General features: G+C 30.2%; 19 protein-coding genes. 17 read left to right on the forward strand and 2 right to left on the reverse strand.

The genetic code is table 11. The features are described 5' to 3' along the window. Positions 1-4 precede the first annotated feature (4 nt). The 7 genes from RYO54_RS09520 to RYO54_RS09550 all read left to right on the forward strand — a co-directional run bounded on the left by RYO54_RS09520 (position 5) and on the right by RYO54_RS09550 (position 7,553). Positions 5-355 carry a YlbF family regulator gene (locus RYO54_RS09520; protein ID WP_315118014.1) on the forward strand — a complete coding sequence of 117 codons (351 nt, stop codon included), beginning with the start codon at positions 5-7 and terminating at the stop codon, positions 353-355. Positions 356-479: 124 nt separating this feature from the next. Next, a complete protein-coding gene (gene typA / locus RYO54_RS09525; protein WP_315118017.1) occupies positions 480-2,303 on the forward strand; it encodes a translational GTPase TypA in 1,824 nt (607 codons plus the stop codon). 14 nt (positions 2,304-2,317) lie between these two features. Then, positions 2,318-3,325: an endolytic transglycosylase MltG gene (gene mltG / locus RYO54_RS09530; protein ID WP_315118019.1), complete on the forward strand. Its 1,008-nt coding sequence runs from the start codon at positions 2,318-2,320 to the stop codon at positions 3,323-3,325. A gap of 20 nt (positions 3,326-3,345) precedes the next feature. Further along, the gene (locus tag RYO54_RS09535) at positions 3,346-3,999 is read left to right on the forward strand and encodes an O-methyltransferase (protein ID WP_315118023.1); all 654 of its coding nucleotides are present in this window, start codon (positions 3,346-3,348) and stop codon (positions 3,997-3,999) included. Continuing rightward, positions 3,992-5,215, forward strand: a complete 1,224-nt coding sequence (locus RYO54_RS09540; protein WP_315118027.1) for a U32 family peptidase — start codon at positions 3,992-3,994, stop codon at positions 5,213-5,215. The genes RYO54_RS09535 and RYO54_RS09540 overlap by 8 nt, the downstream gene beginning before the upstream one ends. 30 nt (positions 5,216-5,245) lie before the next feature. Further along, positions 5,246-5,872 (forward strand): uridine kinase, encoded by a 627-nt coding sequence (gene udk / locus RYO54_RS09545; protein WP_315118030.1) that lies wholly within the window; start codon positions 5,246-5,248, stop codon positions 5,870-5,872. Positions 5,873-6,011: 139 nt separating this feature from the next. Beyond that, complete coding sequence (locus tag RYO54_RS09550) at positions 6,012-7,553, forward strand: penicillin-binding transpeptidase domain-containing protein (RefSeq protein WP_315118033.1); 1,542 nt, start codon at positions 6,012-6,014, stop codon at positions 7,551-7,553. Positions 7,554-7,627: 74 nt separating this feature from the next. Here RYO54_RS09550 and RYO54_RS09555 read toward each other — a convergent pair whose 3' ends face one another. Next, positions 7,628-7,906, reverse strand: a complete 279-nt coding sequence (locus RYO54_RS09555; protein ID WP_315118036.1) for a DUF4491 family protein — start codon at positions 7,904-7,906, stop codon at positions 7,628-7,630. Positions 7,907-8,112: 206 nt separating this feature from the next. Between RYO54_RS09555 and RYO54_RS09560 the strand changes: the two genes are divergently transcribed. From RYO54_RS09560 to RYO54_RS09575, 4 genes are all read left to right on the forward strand, one after another. Then, positions 8,113-9,456 (forward strand): MATE family efflux transporter, encoded by a 1,344-nt coding sequence (locus RYO54_RS09560; RefSeq protein ID WP_315118040.1) that lies wholly within the window; start codon positions 8,113-8,115, stop codon positions 9,454-9,456. A 172-nt stretch (positions 9,457-9,628) separates the two neighbouring features. Next, complete coding sequence (gene sigK, locus RYO54_RS09565; protein WP_315118042.1) at positions 9,629-10,330, forward strand: RNA polymerase sporulation sigma factor SigK; 702 nt, start codon at positions 9,629-9,631, stop codon at positions 10,328-10,330. Between the two features lie 96 nt (positions 10,331-10,426). Next, the gene (locus tag RYO54_RS09570; protein ID WP_315118044.1) at positions 10,427-11,200 is read left to right on the forward strand and encodes a shikimate dehydrogenase; all 774 of its coding nucleotides are present in this window, start codon (positions 10,427-10,429) and stop codon (positions 11,198-11,200) included. Positions 11,201-11,205: 5 nt separating this feature from the next. Further along, positions 11,206-12,261 carry a type IV pilus twitching motility protein PilT gene (locus tag RYO54_RS09575; protein ID WP_315118046.1) on the forward strand — a complete coding sequence of 352 codons (1,056 nt, stop codon included), beginning with the start codon at positions 11,206-11,208 and terminating at the stop codon, positions 12,259-12,261. 46 nt (positions 12,262-12,307) lie between these two features. Here RYO54_RS09575 and RYO54_RS09580 read toward each other — a convergent pair whose 3' ends face one another. After that, complete coding sequence (locus RYO54_RS09580) at positions 12,308-12,439, reverse strand: hypothetical protein (RefSeq protein WP_315118048.1); 132 nt, start codon at positions 12,437-12,439, stop codon at positions 12,308-12,310. A gap of 401 nt (positions 12,440-12,840) precedes the next feature. Between RYO54_RS09580 and RYO54_RS09585 the strand changes: the two genes are divergently transcribed. The 6 genes from RYO54_RS09585 to sigG all read left to right on the forward strand — a co-directional run bounded on the left by RYO54_RS09585 (position 12,841) and on the right by sigG (position 19,229). Next, entirely contained in the window at positions 12,841-14,121 is a 1,281-nt protein-coding gene (locus tag RYO54_RS09585; protein ID WP_315118052.1) for a glycosyltransferase family 2 protein, read from the forward strand. A gap of 170 nt (positions 14,122-14,291) precedes the next feature. Beyond that, the gene (gene ftsA, locus RYO54_RS09590; protein WP_315118054.1) at positions 14,292-15,563 is read left to right on the forward strand and encodes a cell division protein FtsA; all 1,272 of its coding nucleotides are present in this window, start codon (positions 14,292-14,294) and stop codon (positions 15,561-15,563) included. A 23-nt stretch (positions 15,564-15,586) separates the two neighbouring features. Continuing rightward, positions 15,587-16,699: a cell division protein FtsZ gene (ftsZ, locus tag RYO54_RS09595; protein WP_315118055.1), complete on the forward strand. Its 1,113-nt coding sequence runs from the start codon at positions 15,587-15,589 to the stop codon at positions 16,697-16,699. A 158-nt stretch (positions 16,700-16,857) separates the two neighbouring features. Next, positions 16,858-17,658: a sigma-E processing peptidase SpoIIGA gene (gene spoIIGA, locus RYO54_RS09600; RefSeq protein ID WP_315118057.1), complete on the forward strand. Its 801-nt coding sequence runs from the start codon at positions 16,858-16,860 to the stop codon at positions 17,656-17,658. Positions 17,659-17,670: 12 nt separating this feature from the next. Continuing rightward, positions 17,671-18,378 carry an RNA polymerase sporulation sigma factor SigE gene (gene sigE, locus RYO54_RS09605; protein ID WP_315118059.1) on the forward strand — a complete coding sequence of 236 codons (708 nt, stop codon included), beginning with the start codon at positions 17,671-17,673 and terminating at the stop codon, positions 18,376-18,378. Between the two features lie 74 nt (positions 18,379-18,452). Continuing rightward, positions 18,453-19,229: an RNA polymerase sporulation sigma factor SigG gene (gene sigG, locus RYO54_RS09610; protein WP_315118062.1), complete on the forward strand. Its 777-nt coding sequence runs from the start codon at positions 18,453-18,455 to the stop codon at positions 19,227-19,229. Positions 19,230-19,294 lie beyond the last annotated feature (65 nt).

The following is a 19,294-nucleotide window of genomic DNA, read 5'->3' on the forward strand; positions in this document are numbered from 1 at the left end:
TACTATGAATATTTATGATAAAGCTCATGAATTTGCTAAAGTTTTAAAAGTTTGTCCAGAAGTTGTTGAATTAAGAAATGCAGGTAAAAAAATTGAAATTAATGAAACAAACAAAAAAATGTTGAATGACTTCAGAAAATTGCAATATGAAGCTTATTCAGAGCAAGTAAAAAATGGTAAACTATCTTCAGAAACCGAAAGTAAATTAAATAGTCTAGGGTCAATAATATCAATGAATCCAGACCTTGCTGCCTATATCCAAGCAGAAGCAAAATTTGGGGTTATATGGGAAGATATTATGAAAATATTGCATGAAGCAATAGAAGTTGATTTAACTTTTGGAATAGGAAAATAATTTCCGGAAAGTTGACTTTTTTTCTATAAAATATTAGAATGAATAGTAGCGACAAAATTCAATTGGATACTTAGGAGTATCCAATTTTTTTGAGAAATTTTGCAAAAAAATGGAGGAACTAAAAATGAATTTATACACAAGAGATGATATAAGGAATATAGCAATAATTGCCCACGTTGATCACGGAAAAACTACCTTGGTAGATGCACTATTAAGACAAAGTCATGTCTTTAGATCAAATGAAAAAGTAGAAGAAAGAGTAATGGACTCAAACGACTTAGAAAAGGAAAGAGGAATTACTATTCTTTCTAAAAATACTTCTGTTTTACACAAAGGAGTTAAGATAAATATAATAGATACTCCAGGACACGCAGATTTTGGCGGAGAAGTAGAAAGAGTCCTAAAAATGGTAGATAGTGTTGTACTAGTAGTAGATTCTTACGAAGGACCGATGCCACAAACTAAATTTGTATTAAAAAAGGCATTAGAACTAAACTTAAGACCTATTGTTGTAATAAACAAAATTGATAGACCAGATGAAAGAGCTGCAGAAGTATTAGATGAAGTTTTTGATTTATTTGTAGAATTAGGAGCATCAGATGAGCAGCTAGATTTCCCAGTGGCTTATTGTTCTGCAAAAAAAGGTATAGCAAAAGCAGAATTAGATGAAGAAAGTGATAACATGGACCCATTATTTGATGTTATAATTAATAATGTAAAGGCACCAGAGGGTTATGTAGATAAGCCGCTACAAATGTTGATTTCTAATATAGACTCAAATGAATACGTAGGAAGAATAGCTATAGGTAGGATTGAAAGAGGGACTATAAAAAAGAATCAGCAAATAGCTTTAATCAGAAAAGATGGAAAAACAGATAATTTAAAAATAAGTAATTTATATGTGTTTAATGGACTTAAGAGAGAAGAAGCAGAAGAAGCTAAGTTTGGTGATATAGTTGCAGTTTCAGGTATATCAGATATTAACATTGGTGAAACTTTAGCAGATAAGGATGAACCTGAAGCACTTCCATTTATACAAATTGATGAACCTACTTTAAGTATGTATTTTTTAGTTAATGATTCACCTTTTGCAGGAAAAGAAGGAGAATATGTAACTTCAAGACATTTAAGAGATAGATTGCTTAAAGAAGTGGAAACCAATGTTAGTTTAAAAGTTGAAGAAACAGAAACAGCAGATACTTTTAAAGTAAGTGGAAGAGGAGAATTACATCTTTCAGTTCTTATTGAAACCATGAGAAGAGAAGGTTATGAATTCCAAGTTTCAAAACCAACAGTAATTTATAAAGAAGTAGATGGTAAACTCCATGAACCTATAGAAAACTTAACTATAGATGTACCAGAAGAGTTTATGGGAGTGGTTATGGAGAAGCTAGGACCAAGAAAAGCGGAAATGGTTAATATGACTTCTGCTGTAAATGGATATACAAGGCTTGAATTCAAAGTACCAGCTAGAGGGCTTATAGGCTTTAGAGGAGAGTTTATGACTGATACTAAAGGAAACGGTATAATGAACCATGTATTTAGTGATCATGAACCATTTAAAGGAGAGATACCTGATAGAAGTAGAGGATCTTTAGTGGTATTTGAAACTGGAACTTCTATAACTTATGGACTATATAATGCACAGGAAAGAGGTATTTTATTTATAGAGCCAGGAACTGAAGTTTATCAAGGTATGATAGCAGGGGAATGTTCAAGAGGAGAAGATATTGAAGTTAATGTTTGTAAAAAGAAGCATTTGAGTAATACGAGATCCTCAGGATCAGATGACGCTTTAAAATTAACGCCTGTAAATCCTATGTCACTAGAAAATTGTTTAGAATTTATAACTTCTGATGAGCTTGTAGAAGTAACTCCAAAAAGTATAAGAATGAGAAAAAAAATTCTTAATCCTGAGTTAAGAAAGAGGGCTAGTAGGAAGAAATAAAATATGGAGGTAATATGAAAAGAAAGGGTTTTATAATCTCTATAATTTTACTTTTATCAATAGCTTTTCTAGGTTATTTTTATTATAATTCTATTATTAAACATCCTTTTAAAGGACAGGGTAAGGAAGTAGAAATACTTGTTAACAAAGGTAATAGCTTATATAAAGTATTAGATACACTAAAAGATGAGGGAGAAATAAAAAACCTACTATTTATTAAAGCTTACATTAAACAAAACAAATTAGACACTAATATAAAACCAGGAGATTACGTTATTAATTCAGATGTTACTCTAGAAACTTTAATTTCAAGCTTAAATAAGGGGATTTATAATAAGAGTTTAGTAAATGTAACTATACCGGAAGGATATGACATAAGTAAAATTGGGGATGTATTAGAAGAAAAAGGAATAATAACCAAAGAAGAATTTATAAAGGGAATAGAGGTATATCCTTTGCCTAGTTATATTAAAGAAAAAGGCAGTAGAAAGTATGCTATGGAAGGGTATCTATTCCCAGATACCTATATGTTGGCTAAAGATATGAAGGCAGAAGACATAATAGATATTATGCATAATAGATTTAATAAAGCATTAAATGAGTTAAGAAAAAACTATGGAATAGATGATGATAAAATAGATACAATAATAACAGTAGCCTCTATGGTGGAGAAGGAAGCTGAAGTGGACAGTGAAAGAGGAAAAGTGGCTTCTGTATTTTATAATAGAATGAAGAAGGATATGAAAATGCAATCTTGTGCTACAGTTTTATATGCATTAGGTGAGCATAGGGAGAAATTATATAATAAGGATTTAGAGGTTAAATCACCCTATAATACTTATATTATAAAAGGTTTTCCACCAGGACCTATAGCAAGTCCAGGTATGTCTTCTATAGAAGCTGCTTTAAAACCTGAAGAAACTAATTATTTGTTTTTTGTATCCTACAATGACGGAACACATTTTTTTACTAAGGATTATAATGAATTTTTAAAAGTAAAAGAAAAAACTCAAGGAAATTAGAAAGCCACCAGGAGGATAATATGAGCGGTATTACTTATGACTACATGGAAGAATATTTAAGGGGACTGATAACTGAAAATAGGGCTCCCTTATTAGAGCTAGAGAAATATGCTTTAGAAAATAATGTTCCTATAATTCAAAAAGAAGTAGGGAAATTTTTAGAGGTAATGTTAAATATAAAAAAACCGAAGAAAATTCTAGAACTGGGAACTGCTATAGGGTATTCCTCTATTCTCATGGCAATGGCTTGTAAAGAAAAGTGCCAAATAACTACCATAGATAGAGATGAAACTATGTTAGAGCTTGCCAAAAGAAATATTGAAAGATATGGTTACAATGAAGATATAACTATAATTCAAGGTGAATGTTTAGAAGTTTTAGAAGAATTAGATGATAAATTTGACTTTATATTTATGGATGCTGGGAAAGGTCACTATAATCACTTTCTTCCTCATTGTTTAAGGATGTTAAATGAAGACGGAATTATTGTAGCAGATAATGTATTGTTTAGAGGAATGATAGCCTCAAATGATTTAGTAAAAAGAAGAAAAATTACTATAGTAAAGAGGATGAGAAAGTTTTTAGAAGAGGTTTCGGGAGATGATTTCCTAACTTCTATAATTCCTATGGGAGATGGAATAGCAGTTATAACAAGGAGGAGTAGCTATGAATAAACCTGAAATATTAGCTCCGGCAGGCAACTTAGAGAAATTAAAGACAGCTATTTTATTTGGAGCAGATGCAGTATATTTAGGGGGAAGCAAACTAAACTTAAGAGCTTTTGCTGATAATTTTTCTGATGAAGAATTAAAAGAAGGAATAGAGTTCGCACACAGCAGAGGAAAAAGAGTATATGTAACAATAAATGTATTCCCTCATAATGAAGATTTGGAAGGCTTGGAAGAATACTTAATTCAATTACAAAGTTTAAATGTAGATGCTATATTAGTATCTGACCCAGGAATAATAATGACAGCTAGAGAAGTAGTACCAAACCTAGAAATACATTTAAGTACTCAGGCCAATAATGTCAATTGGAAATCAGGGTTATTTTGGCACAAGCAAGGGGTTAAAAGAATAGTTCTAGCTAGAGAATTATCCATAGAAGAAATAAAAGGAATTAGAGCTAAACTACCTAAGGATTGCGAATTAGAAGCTTTTGTCCATGGCTCTATGTGTATGTCTTACTCAGGAAGATGTGTTATTTCAAATTATATGACTGGAAGAGATGCCAATAGAGGACAATGTGCACAGCCTTGTAGATACAAGTACTATGTGGTTGAGGAGAAAAGACCAAATCAATATTTCCCTGTAATTGAAGATGATAGAGGAACATATCTTTTTAATTCAAAGGATTTATGTATGATTAAGCATATACCAGAATTGGTTGAGTTAGGAATAGATTCTCTCAAAATAGAGGGAAGAATGAAAAGTGCTTATTATGCTGCCTCGGTGGTAAAATCTTATAGAGAGGCTCTAGATAATTACTTTGAGAATCCAGAAGGATACACATTTAAAGAAGAGTGGATGGATAATCTTTTAAAGACTAGCCATAGAGAGTACTATACAGGATTTTATTTTGGTGATAAAGACAATACTATATATGAAAGTTCATCTTATATAAGAGATTATGATATAGTTGGTATAGTAAGAGGATATGATGAGGTTACAGGAGATGCTATAATAGAACAAAGAAATAAGTTGTTCGAAGGAGATACTGTTGAAGTATTAAGGCCCACTGGAGAAAATTATGAGATTAAACTTCAAAACTTAAGAGATGAAAAGGGAAATAAAATAGATGCTACCCCAGTAGCTCAAATGATATACAAGGCAAATGTAGATAAATCACTAGAAGAAAATTACATGCTTATTAAAGCTAAGGATGAATAAGCATAATTCAAGGGGGAGAAGTTTTACGACATGAGAAAGCCAGTTTTAATAGGTATAACAGGTGGAACGGGTTCAGGTAAAAGTACAATTGCTAAGGAAATTTATAAAAGGTTCAATGAGAACTGCATAGCTATGATTGAGCAGGATAGCTACTATAAAGACCAAAGTCATCTTACTCTTGAAGAAAGGATGAAAACTAACTATGATCATCCTGATGCTTTTGATAATGAGTTATTAGTAAAGCATTTAAAACAGTTATTAAGAAATGAAGTAATAAATAAGCCAATATATGACTTCGAGAAACACAATAGAAAAGAAGAAACTGTAAATGTTTATTCAAAGGATATTATAATTGTTGAAGGCATATTGGTCTTAGAAGATAAGGCATTAAGAGACATGCTTGATATTAAAATATTTGTGGATACAGATGCAGATGTAAGAATAATAAGGAGACTTCTAAGAGATATGAAGGAAAGAGGAAGAACAGTAGATTCAGTTATAAATCAATATCTTGATGTAGTTAGACCTATGCATATGCAATTTGTTGACCCAAGTAAAAGATATGCAGATATAATTATTCCAGAAGGCGGACACAACAAAGTTGCTATAGATGTAATTGTGGGTAATATAAAACAATTATTACAATACGGTAAATAAAATAAAAGAATATAATACCTCATTTTGGCTATAATCATAGTTGAAAGTGAGGTATTTTTTTATGCGTAGGGATAGAGTGAAGTACGTATTTCTGTTTTTTATAATTTGCTTTATCTATTTATTTACAAGGATATTTAATTTGCAGTATAAAAAAGCTGATGAATTAGTTGTTATAGCGGATTCTCAATATAATCAAAAAGAATGGATAGAGGAGCTTAATTATAGATTATTAGATTATAGTGGAAAAGATCTTTTAGAATATAATACAAAGTATAATGCCGTTATACTTCCGAGTATATTTATAAAAAACAATACAGAGTCAGAAAATGAAGAGATATTTAAATTACTATATATATTAAAAAATTACGATGAAGAATATGACTTAACAGATGGAAAAATAAATAGTGGAAGTCAAAAGTTATATTTCCCTGTGGATAAAATAACTTTTGAAAAACTTAAAAGAATTAAAGGGGTAAAGGGATTTTATGTGTATTCCTATAATGAAGTTGATAGGAATGAAGGATGGAAAATAGAGAATTTAATAACTAATACTAGAAATATAGTGGATAATTCATTAAAAAAAGAAAATAGCTTAGAAATGTTTATAAATAGCAAAGTAAAGGACAATAAAAGACCCTATATAGAGTTCGCATTAGACATGGATGGCAATATAAACAATAAAGAAAATGAAAAAGATTATTTAAATAATAAAAACATTATGCTCACTTTAGATAGAGATTTTCAAGATAAAATAAAGGAACTTTTAAATAATAAATATAATAAACATGAGCAAATTGGTGTGATGGTAATGGAGAGTGAAACAGGCAACATAAAAGCAATGGTTCAAAAGAACGACAAATTGCCTAATGTAAATATAGGTGCTGAAACATTGAACGGTTTCTTTCCAGGATCCATTTTTAAGACTATAATACTAGAGGGAATACTAGAAGAGGGAGAGATATCTCTAGATGATAAGATGACCTGTAAAGGGCTTTATGAGGGTGGTAAAGACAAAAAAAATTCTGGGCATGGAACCTTAAGCGTTGAGGATGCTTTTGTAATTTCTTGTAATGATATATACTCTCAATTAGGCAATAAATTAGGTGGAGAAAAAATATTAGAATTAATAGAAAAACAAAATATATTTTCTAAGGTGTTAGGTTTTGAAAGAGAACAAGGTGGCGCATTAGAAAAGAAAGAACTGAAAATTGAAGATGGAAGTTTAGGTATTACAGCCATAGGGCAAAACATAAGAATAACACCAGTTCAAGCCATGGAAATAGTAAATACAATAGTAAATGATGGGGTATATATAAAGCCTAGACTTGTAGAAGGATTAGTAGATAAGAATGGAGAAGTAGATGAAAAGATAGAGAGTAGTAAATGGCAGGCTTTTTCAAAGGATACAGCTAATAAAGTGAAGAGAGCAATGAAAAGAGTTGTAAATGAGGGTACTGGAAGAAGTGCCAAAGTAGAGGGAATAGAAATCGGTGGAAAAACTGGTTCTACAGAAAGAATAGAAAATGGTGAAAAATATTCTGATGGATGGTTTATTGGATATTTTAATAAAGATGACAAATATTATTCCGTGGTTGTATTTGTTAAGGGAATAGATAAAGATAATGAAAGCGGAGGTAATACTGCATCACCAATATTCAGCGATATTGTAAAAATAAAATAAAACATTTGTATTTTACTATAATACCTCCTATAAATTAAAAACTAATTCTCTCCTATGTATAATGGAGGGAATTTTTATTTTTTAGGAAACCATCCTTTTCTTACTCTTTCGCGTTGTTGTATAAGCTCGTGGATTCCCCATAAAAAAGTCACGCCAATGATTCCAAGGGATCCTGATAGTAAATCATTTTTAACTATGAAAGATGAAAGGCTGCAAAAGATACCTACTATAAGAAATAATGGCCACAATTTAACTCCGAAATGATACTCGCCTTTAATAACAATAATGTGTCCTAGACCAGTTGAAATTAACATAACTAGCCCGATAATTAAACCATAAAAATTTAAAACCATTGATATTTCACCTCAATTCAAAGAATGCATACTATACTTATTATACATCGAATAAGTTGGTATTAAAACTTGTTTATGGCAAACTTTACTATAAATTTTGCCATATTTAAAAATCAAACATAACAAATTTTAGAAAATACGTATCTGAATAATCTTAAAATATGGTATACTTTAATTAGACAATTTTTTTAAAAAGGAGCAAGCTTATGAATGGTGATATGACAAGAGGAAACACATCAAAACTGCTGATATCTTTTGCAGTTCCTATGATGCTTGGGAATATATTTCAACAACTATATAACACAGTTGACTCTATTATAGTAGGGAAATTTGTAGGAAAAGAAGCATTGGCAGCTGTAGGCGTTGCAAATCCAATTATGTCAATTGTAATTTTCTTTATTGTAGGAATTTGTATGGGTGCTTTGGTGCTTATGGCAGAATTTTTCGGTGCAGAGGAAAAGGATAAGTTAAAGAGAGAAATATCTACATCGCTAATTATTGGAACAGTATTTACTTTAGTGTTATCCATAGTGAGCATAATGCTATCAAGAGGTATTCTTATATTAACTCAAACACCTGATAATATAATCAATGATGCGGATGCATATTTAAAAGTAATATTTATAGGACTTATATTTTCTTTCTTATACAACTTTTACTCTTCAGCTTTGAGAGCAACTGGAGATTCAAGAACTCCTGTACTTTTTTTGATTATTTCAGCAATAATTAATGTTATTTTAGACATTGTATTTGTTGCCTTTTTTAATTGGGGTGTAGTTGGTGCTGCAGCTGCAACTGTCTTAGCTCAGGCAATATCAGCGGTGCTTTGTATACTATATATTTATTTTAAAATACCAATATTGCGTCTTACAAAGGATGAATTAGTTGTTGATAAAGTGCTTTTAAAAGCAACTATAAATTATAGTTGGGTTTCTGCTACACAACAAACCTGCTTATATGTAGGTAAATTATTAGTACAAGGGGTAGTTAACTCCTTTGGAACAAATGCAATTGCTGCATTTAGCGCTGTTACAAGGGTAGATGCCTTTGCATTGGCCCCAGGAGGTAGTATTGCCGATGCCGTCACCACATATACAGCTCAAAATAATGGTGCAGGAAGACAAGATAGGATAAAGGAAGGGTATAAACAAGGAAATATAATTATTGCTGTATACTGCCTTATGGTAACTGCCATCGTTTTCTTTGGAGCTGATTTAATCATGAAGTTTTTTGTGGCTGAATCTGAAAGAGAAGTTATTTTAATCGGTGTGGATTATTTAAAAACAATGTCATTATTTTATATACTTTCGTCATTTTGCAACGTATTTCAGGGACTATTCCGTGGAGTTGGAGAGTTACGTGTAACTTTGTTTGCAACTCTTTTTCAGATATCTATTAGGGTTATTCTATCCTATATGCTTGCACCTTATTTAGGAGTAAAAAGTGTCTGCTATGCAGTTATTGGTGGATGGATATTTATGATATGCTATGAAGGAATAGAATACAGAAAATATATGAATAAAATTAATCAAGTTTCTTTAAAAGGATAACTCTATAAACATTTACATTAGGAGAATAGATTTAAATAAAAAACCCTGAAATTAATCGGGGTTTCTGCTTGTTGTATTGATTTAACTAACTTGTAAAAAAATATATTTAAATAAGAACTAAATTCAATATTAGTGAATATTATAATAATAAGCACTATTTGGAGGAACAAATGTGTTATTCATTAATAATTTACTAAACCTATTAAGTGACAGTATTCTGTTAACTGCCTATGTAAGTGGAAGAAATTCCTTTCCTCAACCCTTAGATGAAAAAGAAGAAGAATATTATTTAACTAAATTAAAAGAAGAGGGAGACATTGATGCAAAAAATATATTAATTGAAAGAAACCTAAGATTAGTTGCTCATATAGTGAAAAAATATTCTTATCCAGGAAAAGACATGGATGACTTGATTTCTATCGGGACTGTAGGTTTAATTAAGGCCATCGATTCATTCAATACTAATAAAGGAACAAGACTTGCTACTTATGCCGCTAAGTGTATTGAAAATGAAATATTAATGTTAATTAGAAATAATAAGAAAACCAAGGGAGAAGTTTATCTTCAAGACCCTATAGGCGTTGATAAGGAAGGCAATGAAATATCTCTTATGGATGTGCTTAGCTATGAAGAAGACTCTATAGTGGAAATGGTAGAGCATAAAATACAGGTAAAAAAATTGTATAATAAAATATGCAATTGTCTCTTAGAAAGAGAAAGAGCTGTTATTGAAATGAGATATGGACTTGTGGATGGCAAACCCAAGACCCAAAGAGAAATAGCGGTAATACTAGGTATATCAAGATCTTATGTATCTAGAATTGAAAAAAGAGCATTAAAAAAACTTTATAAAGAATTAAACAATAAGGCATAAATAATGCATTATACACTAGTAATTCTTGTATTTTTATTATAAAATTAAAGTGGTAATAAAATATAATTGATGAATAATGTACCATAGGAGAAAAATATGAAGTATACTGGACTTTTAGGAAAAAATATAGGGTATTCTCACTCTCCTCAAATTCATAATAATTATTATAAGATCAATAGTATTCCCTTGTATTATAAAATCTTTGATATTGATGAGAAAGATATATCAAATTTTATAAATAATCTCAAGAGAAATGATATACTGGGTTTTAATGTAACTATACCCTATAAGAGAGTAATATTGAATTACTTAAAAAAAATAGAATATCCTGCGGACAAAATAGGAGCTGTTAATACAGTGGCTTTAACGGAAGAGGGATTAGTAGGATACAATACAGATTATTATGGCTTTTTAGAAAGCTTAAAAATAAATAAAATAAATTTATATAAGAAGAAAGCTCTTATAATTGGCAGTGGAGGGGCCGCGAAATGTGTTTATGAAGCACTTAAGACTTTAAAGTTAGATAGTATAGACATGGTGAGTAGAAGTATTATTAAAGATAAGGATGAATTTAAGAATATTCATAAGTTTTTAATTTTAGCAGAAGAAAATGATTATTCACCTTACCATATAATAATAAATTGTACGCCAGTGGGTGGAGAAAATTATAAAGATATTTCACCAATAAATCTTGGTGAAATTAATAAAGATTTAATAATTTATGATTTGAATTACTCGCCAAGTAAAACTAAGCTATTAAAAAGTGGAGAACTTTTAGGTGCTAAAGTAATTAACGGAGAACTTATGCTTAAATTACAAGCATACAAAGCAATAGAAATTTGGAAACAACATAGGTTAGAGAGGAGATAATTAACTTGGTATCTTTAAATAGTTTGTTAGAAACTACAATCAAAGAAAAGGCATCTGATTTACATATAACTGTTGGTGTATCACCGGTGATTAGAGTAAATGGTGCTTTAAAGAACATAGGGGAGGATAAACTGACTCCAATAGAAACTGAAAAATATGTTAGGGAAATTTTAGGAGATTTATATGAAGAGTATATATCAAAAGGTGAAATTGATACATCCTTTTCAGTAGCTGGATTAGGACGATTTAGAGTGAATGTTTTTAAGCAACGAGGTAGTGATGCTGCTGCAATAAGGGTAGTAGGACTTAAAATTCCAACCATAGGAGAATTAAATTTACCACCAGTAATAAGTGATTTAACTAATAAACAAAGGGGATTAGTGTTGGTAACTGGCCCTACTGGCAGTGGTAAAAGTACAACTTTAGCAGCTATGATTAATGAAATTAACTCAAGCAGAGCAGCTCATATAGTTACACTAGAAGACCCAATAGAATATTTACATAAGCATAACAAATCCATAATCAATCAAAGGGAAATAGGTAAGGATAGTAAAAGTTATGCTAATGCATTAAAATCTGTTTTAAGAGAGGATCCAGATGTTATACTAGTAGGAGAAATGAGAGATCTTGAAACTATATCTATTGCCTTAACAGCTGCCGAAACTGGCCATTTGGTATTCTCAACCCTTCACACTATAGGAGCAGCTAAGACCATAGATAGGATTATAGATGTTTTTCCTCCTTATCAACAACAGCAAATAAAAATACAACTTTCTGCAGTGTTAAAAGGAGTAATATCTCAGCAACTAATACCAAGAGCTGATGGTAATGGAAGAATTGCTGCCTTTGAAGTTATGGTTTCTACTCATGGGATACAAAACTTAATAAGAGAAGGTAAGACCCATCAAATAGAGTCTTCAATACAAACAGGTGGCAAATATGGTATGAAAACTATGGATATGTCCATATCTGAAATAATAAAAAAAGGACTTATAAGTAAAGAAGAAGCTATTGCATACTCTGTAGACAGAGAAATGTTAAGTAGGCTAATTAGTTTGTAATAAATAAAAAAAGAGAGGTAGTTAAACTATCTCTCTTTTTTATTGGTTAAAATACGGTATAATCTTGCATTTTTAAACAGTATTGGCTATATAGCTTGTTTGTTTTTTGATTGTATAAATATCTTCTTACTTTTTTATTATTAAACATTTTTATATCTTTTTTACTATACTTTCTCATAATTATTCCTCCTAATTTCTGAATATAAAGAAATATGAAGGACTTACAAGAAAGATTCATCCTTTTTATGCAATTTTCTTAAATCTAAAAAATATATAGAATGAGAGTTTATCATTATTTCAGCCCCCTTTAATGGTGCTATGGAATGGATATTTACTTATATATATGATATCATATATAATTGAGAAATTCAAAGTTGCTAATATTGTATAATATGCTTCTTATAACATCTATTTTTTATATATTTAAATGATTATTATTTTTTTCAATCTTCCTATTAAATCCTTAATTTTAGCTATATATTCGATAATTATTTAATTAATTGTAAATAATTATTGCAACTGTATAGTAATTATGAAATTTTTGTGCTAAAATAACTGTGAATTAGGGGGGAATATTAAATGGAAATTATAAATAGCTTAATTCTCGAAGTATCAAAAGTAGCAACCTATATAGTATACGTAATTTCTATGTACTATTTGTTTATTTCCTTTTTCGGATTGCGGAGAAGAAAAGATGAAGAGGAAATTCCGCCGAAGAAGAGCTTCGCCTTAATAATCGCAGCTCATAATGAAGAAATAGTTATAGGCAACACCGTTCAAAGTTTATTAGACATAGATTATCCACGAGAGCTATATGATATATATGTCATAGCAGATAATTGTACAGACAGAACAGCTCATAGAGCTAGAGAAAAAGGTGCTCTTGTCTATGAAAGGCATAATATTAAAAAAGTGGGTAAAGGATATGCTTTGGAATGGATGTTTGATAAATTATTCAAGATGGATAAAAAATATGATGCTGTAGCTATTTTCGACGCTGATAACTTAGTACATAAGAATTTTTTAAGAGAAGTTAATAAAAAGATGTGCAAAAATTATAAGGTGGTTCAAGGCTACCTTGATAGTAAGAATCCTGTAGACACCTGGATTACTGGCAGCTATTCAATTGCATTCTGGACATCAAATAGAATGTTCCAACTTTCAAGAAGCAATTTAGGATTGTCAAATCAGTTAGGGGGTACAGGATTTTGTATCGACATAGACATACTTAAAGAACTAGGGTGGGGAGCTACTTGTTTAACAGAAGACTTGGAGTTTACTTGTAAACTAGTACTAAATGGTTATAAAGTAGGATGGGCTCATGACGCAATAATATATGATGAAAAACCGTTAACATTAAAACATTCATGGTCTCAAAGAAGAAGGTGGATGCAAGGTTTTGCTGATGTATCACATAGATACTTTTTTAAATTAATGAAAAGAGCAGTAACAAAATTTGATTTTAAAGCATTAGATTGTGCATTATATACTATTCAACCAATAGTTATAATATTAACTGGCTTTTCAATGGCGGCATCAATCTTTAATTATTTAGTAAAAGCTTATAATATAATGATTAATTTTAATACACATATAAATATTTATTCTATGAACTTTAAATTAGTGGCGTTACTTGGTATATTGGTATCAATTGTACAATTTATTTATACACCTTTCATATTGCTATTGGATAAAAAATTAAGCCCTAAAATATTTTGGTACTATTTAATTTATCCTATATATACAATAACTTGGTTACCAATATCAATTCAAGGTATTTTAAGGAAGAATGATAAGGTGTGGAGTCATACTCCTCATACGAGGGATGTACACATTAATGAACTGGAGAAGGCCAATTAAGAGAAAGATTTCATAATCTTTCTTTTTTTATTAAAGATATGTATATTAATGTATATATTTTTTAAATAAGGCTGAAATATTGGTTAAATTTTTTTCCGCGTTTAGAGGAAAAAACTCTTTTTTGTTGAATATATAACATAACGGTTCTCTTTAAGGAGGTTGTGGATAACATGAACGAATATGTAGTAGGAATCGATATAGGGTCTTCAAAAGTGTGCGCAGCAGCAGGTAGATTAGATAGAAACAATAAAATTCAAATTATTGGTATTGCTTCAACTCCTTGTAGTGGTTTAAAGAGAGGTATAGTAGTTGACATAGATAGTACCGCTGAAGGGATAATAAAAGCTTTAGAACAACTTGAAAGAATGATTGATTCTAAAATTAAAGACATTTATATTTCCATTCCAGGAGAAATTTGCGAAATCACTTCTAATAGGGGAGTGGTAGCAGTTTCAGCTGAGGATAGAGAAATAACCAAAAATGACGTTGATAGAGTATTAAAAGCAGCTAAAATTATTTCAGTTCCATCCGATAAAGAGATTGTAGGTGTAGTACCTGAGCAATTTGTTGTAGATGGATATGATAATATTACAGATCCAGTTGGTATGTGTGGAATGAGGCTAGAGGTAGATTCGCAAATAATAATGTGTCAATCTACTATAATTAGCAATTTGTTTAAGAGCATCAATAAAGCTGGATTTCAAAGTAAAGGAATGGTTTTTCAGCCAATAGCAACTGCTTTATCTGTTATAAAGAGTGAGGAAATGAAAATAGGAACTCTTTTATTAGATATTGGGGCTGAAACAACAAATATATCAGTGTTTAAGGATAATAGATTAGTATTCAATGATAAATTACCTTTAGGCGGAAACACTATAACAAATGATATATCGCTTTGTTTAAAGCTTCCTCAATCAGAGGCAGAAAAAGTTAAAATTAAATATGGTAACATTGCTGATTCTTTCGATAATGAGGACTTTAAAATTAGAATTAATGCTAACTACGATAGTATTGTAGAAGTTAGCAATAATTTATTAAATGATATAATTGCTGCAAGAATTGAAGAGATTATGTATTTATTAAAAAAGAACTTGGACTTACATGGTTATTTAGAAGAAATTTCAGGTATAGTCGTAGTAGGAGGAGGTATAAGTTTAGTAAAAGGTAGCATTGATATTTGTAGAGAAATTTTAGGAAAACCTGTTAGAATAGGAATTCCAGAGTACATTGGTGCAGAAGACACAATGTATTCATCTGCTATTGGAGTTGTAAAAGACGTAATAAGTTCAGGGAAAGTAGATTTCAAAGAAGAAAAAGTAACTAAGGAAAAAAAGAAAAGTGATGTTAAATCTATTTGGAATGATGAAGATGATGAGGATAATGATGAAGATGATGACGGATTCTTCTCTAAAATAAAAGGCTTTTTCACAGACTTTTTTTAATATGAATTAAGGGAGGTATTATTGTGCTAGATTTCGATATAGATGTAAAACAATTTGCGCAAATAAAGGTAATTGGTTGCGGCGGTGGAGGAAATAATGCTGTAAATAGAATGATTAAAGAAGGACTTAGAAATGTTGAATTTATAGCGGTTAATACAGATAAACAAGCATTAATGTTATCACAAGCTTCACAAAAAATTCAAATTGGAGATAAATTAACAAAAGGACTTGGAGCAGGCGCTAATCCAGAAATTGGTCAAAAAGCAGCTGAAGAAAGTAAAGAGGAAATTTCTCAGGCTATAAAAGGCGCAGATATGGTATTTATAACAGCTGGTATGGGAGGAGGAACTGGTACTGGTGCAGCACCAGTAATTGCAGGAATTGCAAAATCCATGGGAATACTTACAGTAGGAGTTGTTACAAAACCTTTCCCATTTGAAGGAAGAAAAAGAATGCTCCATGCTGAATTGGGAGTTAATAATCTAAAGGACAGTGTAGATACTTTAGTCACAATACCAAATGAAAGATTGCTAACTATAGTAGACAAGAAAACTACATTAATGGATTCTTTTAGATATGCTGATGATGTATTAAAACAAGGTGTACAAGGTATATCAGACTTAATTACCATACCTGGATTGGTTAATCTGGATTTTGCTGACGTAAGAACTATTATGACAGATAGAGGACTTGCTCATATGGGTGTTGGAAATTCTACAGGTGATAATAGAGCTCAAGAAGCTGCTAAACAAGCTATATCAAGTCCACTTCTAGAAACATCAATTGTTGGTGCTACTGGAGTATTATTAAATATAACTGGTGGAGCTGATTTAGGATTATTAGAAATAAATGAAGCAGCTGAAATTGTACAGCAAGCTGCAGATCCAGATGCAAATATTATATTTGGTGCGGTTATAGATGAAAGTTTAAAAGATGAGATAAGAATTACTGTTATAGCAACAGGATTTGAACAAGAAAAATTAATTGCAAAAGAAAAAGGTGGATCAACCATTAATACGAAAATAAATACAGGAAAAGCTAACTCAGAAACGGCTGCAACTGTAGAAGATAATTTTGACAATTATAGCCCAGAAGATTTAGAAATTCCAACTTTTTTACGTAGACAAAGACGATAAACAACATATTATATTAAAAAAGTCTAATCATTTAACAAAATGGTTAGATTTTTTTTGTTTTATGGAGAAATATAAAAAATAAAAATAGGAATAATTAATAAAATATGACAAAATTTTGAAATAAATAGTTATATAATTATCTATAGAGGTGAAGGGGAGTGGTTATTTATTTAGATGTATTCCTTTTAGAAAATTTTATTGTAAACACCTTTTTAATTTTTTTAACATCAGATACGTTAAAAATAAGAGCAAAGAAATTAAATGTATTAATAGGTGCCTTAGTAGGAACTCTGTATACTATAACTTTATTTTTAAAAAGTTTGAATTTATTTATCAATGTACCAGTTAAGATTATTATGGCACTTATAATGATTTTAATTTCCTTTAGGAAAAAAAATATACTGTTTAATTTAAAAGCAACTGCCATATTTATTTTATATTCTATGCTGCTGGCTGGTTTATGCGTTTTTATAGAATTTAATAAAAGTGGTGGGAGATTAGGTTACGGTATAATAATTAATTTTTCTTATAAAAAACTTATGATAGCTCTAATGCTAATATACTTAATTCTAAGAAGAGTAGTATTCTTTATAAAAGATAGAAAAGTATTGAATAGCTACATTTACGGAGTTGAAATAGTATTAGATAGCTCCGTAAAAAAGATAAGAGCATTTTTAGATACAGGTAATGAACTTGTAGAGCCTGTAACCAATTTACCGGTAATTATTGTAGAAGAGAATTTATTTACGAAAGAAGAGATCAAAAATTATAAATATTATTATATACCTTACAATGTTATAAATGGTAGCCATGGCAGATTAGAAGCAATTAAACCAGAGAAAATTATAATATATAAAGAAGATTCTGTAGAAGAAAAGGAAGCACTTATAGCTTTTTGCCACAATAAATTAAGTGGTGAAGACGATTACCAAGGTTTATTATCTAGGGGAATATTATAGGGAGGTTAGAATATGATAAACATAAAATTATTTCTAAACAATATAATTAGCAAACTAAAGATATTTGCTAGAAAGGTCTATTATATTGGAGGGAATGACGCTCTTCCCCCGCCCTTGACAAAAGAAGAGGAGGAAAATTTAGTACAAAGATTAATTTATGGAGATGAAAGTGTAAGATCTATTTTAATAGAAAGAAATTTAAGATTAGTTGTTTATATAGCTAGGAAGTTTGAAAACACTGGGGTTAATGTTGAGGATTTAGTATCAGTGGGAACCATAGGTCTTATTAAAGCAGTTAATACCTTTGATCCTGATAAAAAAATAAAACTTGCTACATATGCATCAAGATGTATAGAAAATGAGATACTAATGTATTTAAGACGAAACAGCAAAGTTAAAGCAGAAATATCCTTTTATGAACCATTAAATGTAGATTGGGATGGAAATGAACTTTTACTATCAGATATATTAGGAACAGAAAATGATGTGGTTTATAATTTGATTGAAGATGAGGTTGATAAACAATTACTTTTTATAGCTATGGGAAAACTAACTAATAGAGAAAAAGAAATAGTGAATCTAAGATTTGGATTAGGTGGAAAGAACGAGAGAACTCAAAAAGAAGTAGCAGATATGTTAGGGATATCTCAATCTTATATTTCAAGATTAGAAAAAAGAATTATAAAAAGACTTAAAAAAGAAATTAATAAAATGTTATAAAGCTTGTACGTGTATAAAAATCAGCTTCGAAGGAGATAATTAAAATGCAACAATATAGAAGGGGCTGATTACATATGATGATAAACAAAGTTGAGATTTGTGGAGTAAATACATCTAAATTACCGGTTTTAAAAGAAAAAGAAATGGTTAAATTAATGAAACAAATGCGTGAGACTGGAGATAATGAGGCTAGAGAAACCTTTATTAAGAGTAATTTAAGATTAGTTTTAAGTGTGATACAAAGATTTAACAACAGAGGAGAGAATGTTGACGATTTATTCCAAGTAGGCTGTATCGGGCTTATTAAAGCCATAGATAACTTTGATTTAAGTCAGAATGTAAAATTCTCAACATATGCTGTTCCTATGATTATAGGTGAAATACGAAGGTATTTAAGGGATAATAATTCTATTAGGGTTAGTAGATCCCTTAGAGATATCGCTTATAAAGCTTTACAGGTTAGGGATAGATTGATTAGCGAAAATAACAAAGAGCCTACGGTATCAGAAATTGCCAAAGAGCTAGACATTCCAAGAGAAGAAGTGGTATTTGCATTAGATGCCATACAAGATCCTGTGTCTCTTTTTGAGCCCATTTATAATGATGGAGGAGATGCAATTTTTGTTATGGATCAAATAAGCGATAATAAAAACTTAGATGATAGTTGGCTTGAGAATATAGCTATTAAAGAAGCCATGAAAAAATTAAATGATAGGGAAAAATTAATATTAACTTTAAGATTTTTTGATGGTAGAACTCAAATGGAAGTAGCAGAAGAAATAGGGATATCCCAAGCACAGGTATCTAGATTGGAAAAAACGGCTTTAAAGCATATGAAAAAATACGTATAAAAATTTAATAGGTAAAACTAAAAAAGAGACTAATTCAAAGATGGATTTAATCTATATTTGTAGTC

Origin of the sequence: uncultured Clostridium sp., assembly GCF_963515715.1 — a bacterium.
Taxonomy (GTDB): Bacteria; Bacillota; Clostridia; order Clostridiales; family Clostridiaceae; genus Clostridium_AW.

Coding starts and splice junctions, on each gene's coding strand:
- sigG (WP_315118062.1), top strand. CDS start 18,453: ATGATGATAAACAAAGTTGAGATTTGTGGAGTAAATACATCTAAATTA.
- RYO54_RS09560 (WP_315118040.1), top strand. CDS start 8,113: ATGAATGGTGATATGACAAGAGGAAACACATCAAAACTGCTGATATCT.
- RYO54_RS09580 (WP_315118048.1), bottom strand. CDS start 12,439: ATGAGAAAGTATAGTAAAAAAGATATAAAAATGTTTAATAATAAAAAA.
- RYO54_RS09520 (WP_315118014.1), top strand. CDS start 5: ATGAATATTTATGATAAAGCTCATGAATTTGCTAAAGTTTTAAAAGTT.
- RYO54_RS09535 (WP_315118023.1), top strand. CDS start 3,346: ATGAGCGGTATTACTTATGACTACATGGAAGAATATTTAAGGGGACTG.
- RYO54_RS09570 (WP_315118044.1), top strand. CDS start 10,427: ATGAAGTATACTGGACTTTTAGGAAAAAATATAGGGTATTCTCACTCT.
- RYO54_RS09555 (WP_315118036.1), bottom strand. CDS start 7,906: ATGGTTTTAAATTTTTATGGTTTAATTATCGGGCTAGTTATGTTAATT.
- ftsA (WP_315118054.1), top strand. CDS start 14,292: ATGAACGAATATGTAGTAGGAATCGATATAGGGTCTTCAAAAGTGTGC.
- typA (WP_315118017.1), top strand. CDS start 480: ATGAATTTATACACAAGAGATGATATAAGGAATATAGCAATAATTGCC.
- sigE (WP_315118059.1), top strand. CDS start 17,671: ATGATAAACATAAAATTATTTCTAAACAATATAATTAGCAAACTAAAG.
- RYO54_RS09585 (WP_315118052.1), top strand. CDS start 12,841: ATGGAAATTATAAATAGCTTAATTCTCGAAGTATCAAAAGTAGCAACC.
- mltG (WP_315118019.1), top strand. CDS start 2,318: ATGAAAAGAAAGGGTTTTATAATCTCTATAATTTTACTTTTATCAATA.
- RYO54_RS09540 (WP_315118027.1), top strand. CDS start 3,992: ATGAATAAACCTGAAATATTAGCTCCGGCAGGCAACTTAGAGAAATTA.
- udk (WP_315118030.1), top strand. CDS start 5,246: ATGAGAAAGCCAGTTTTAATAGGTATAACAGGTGGAACGGGTTCAGGT.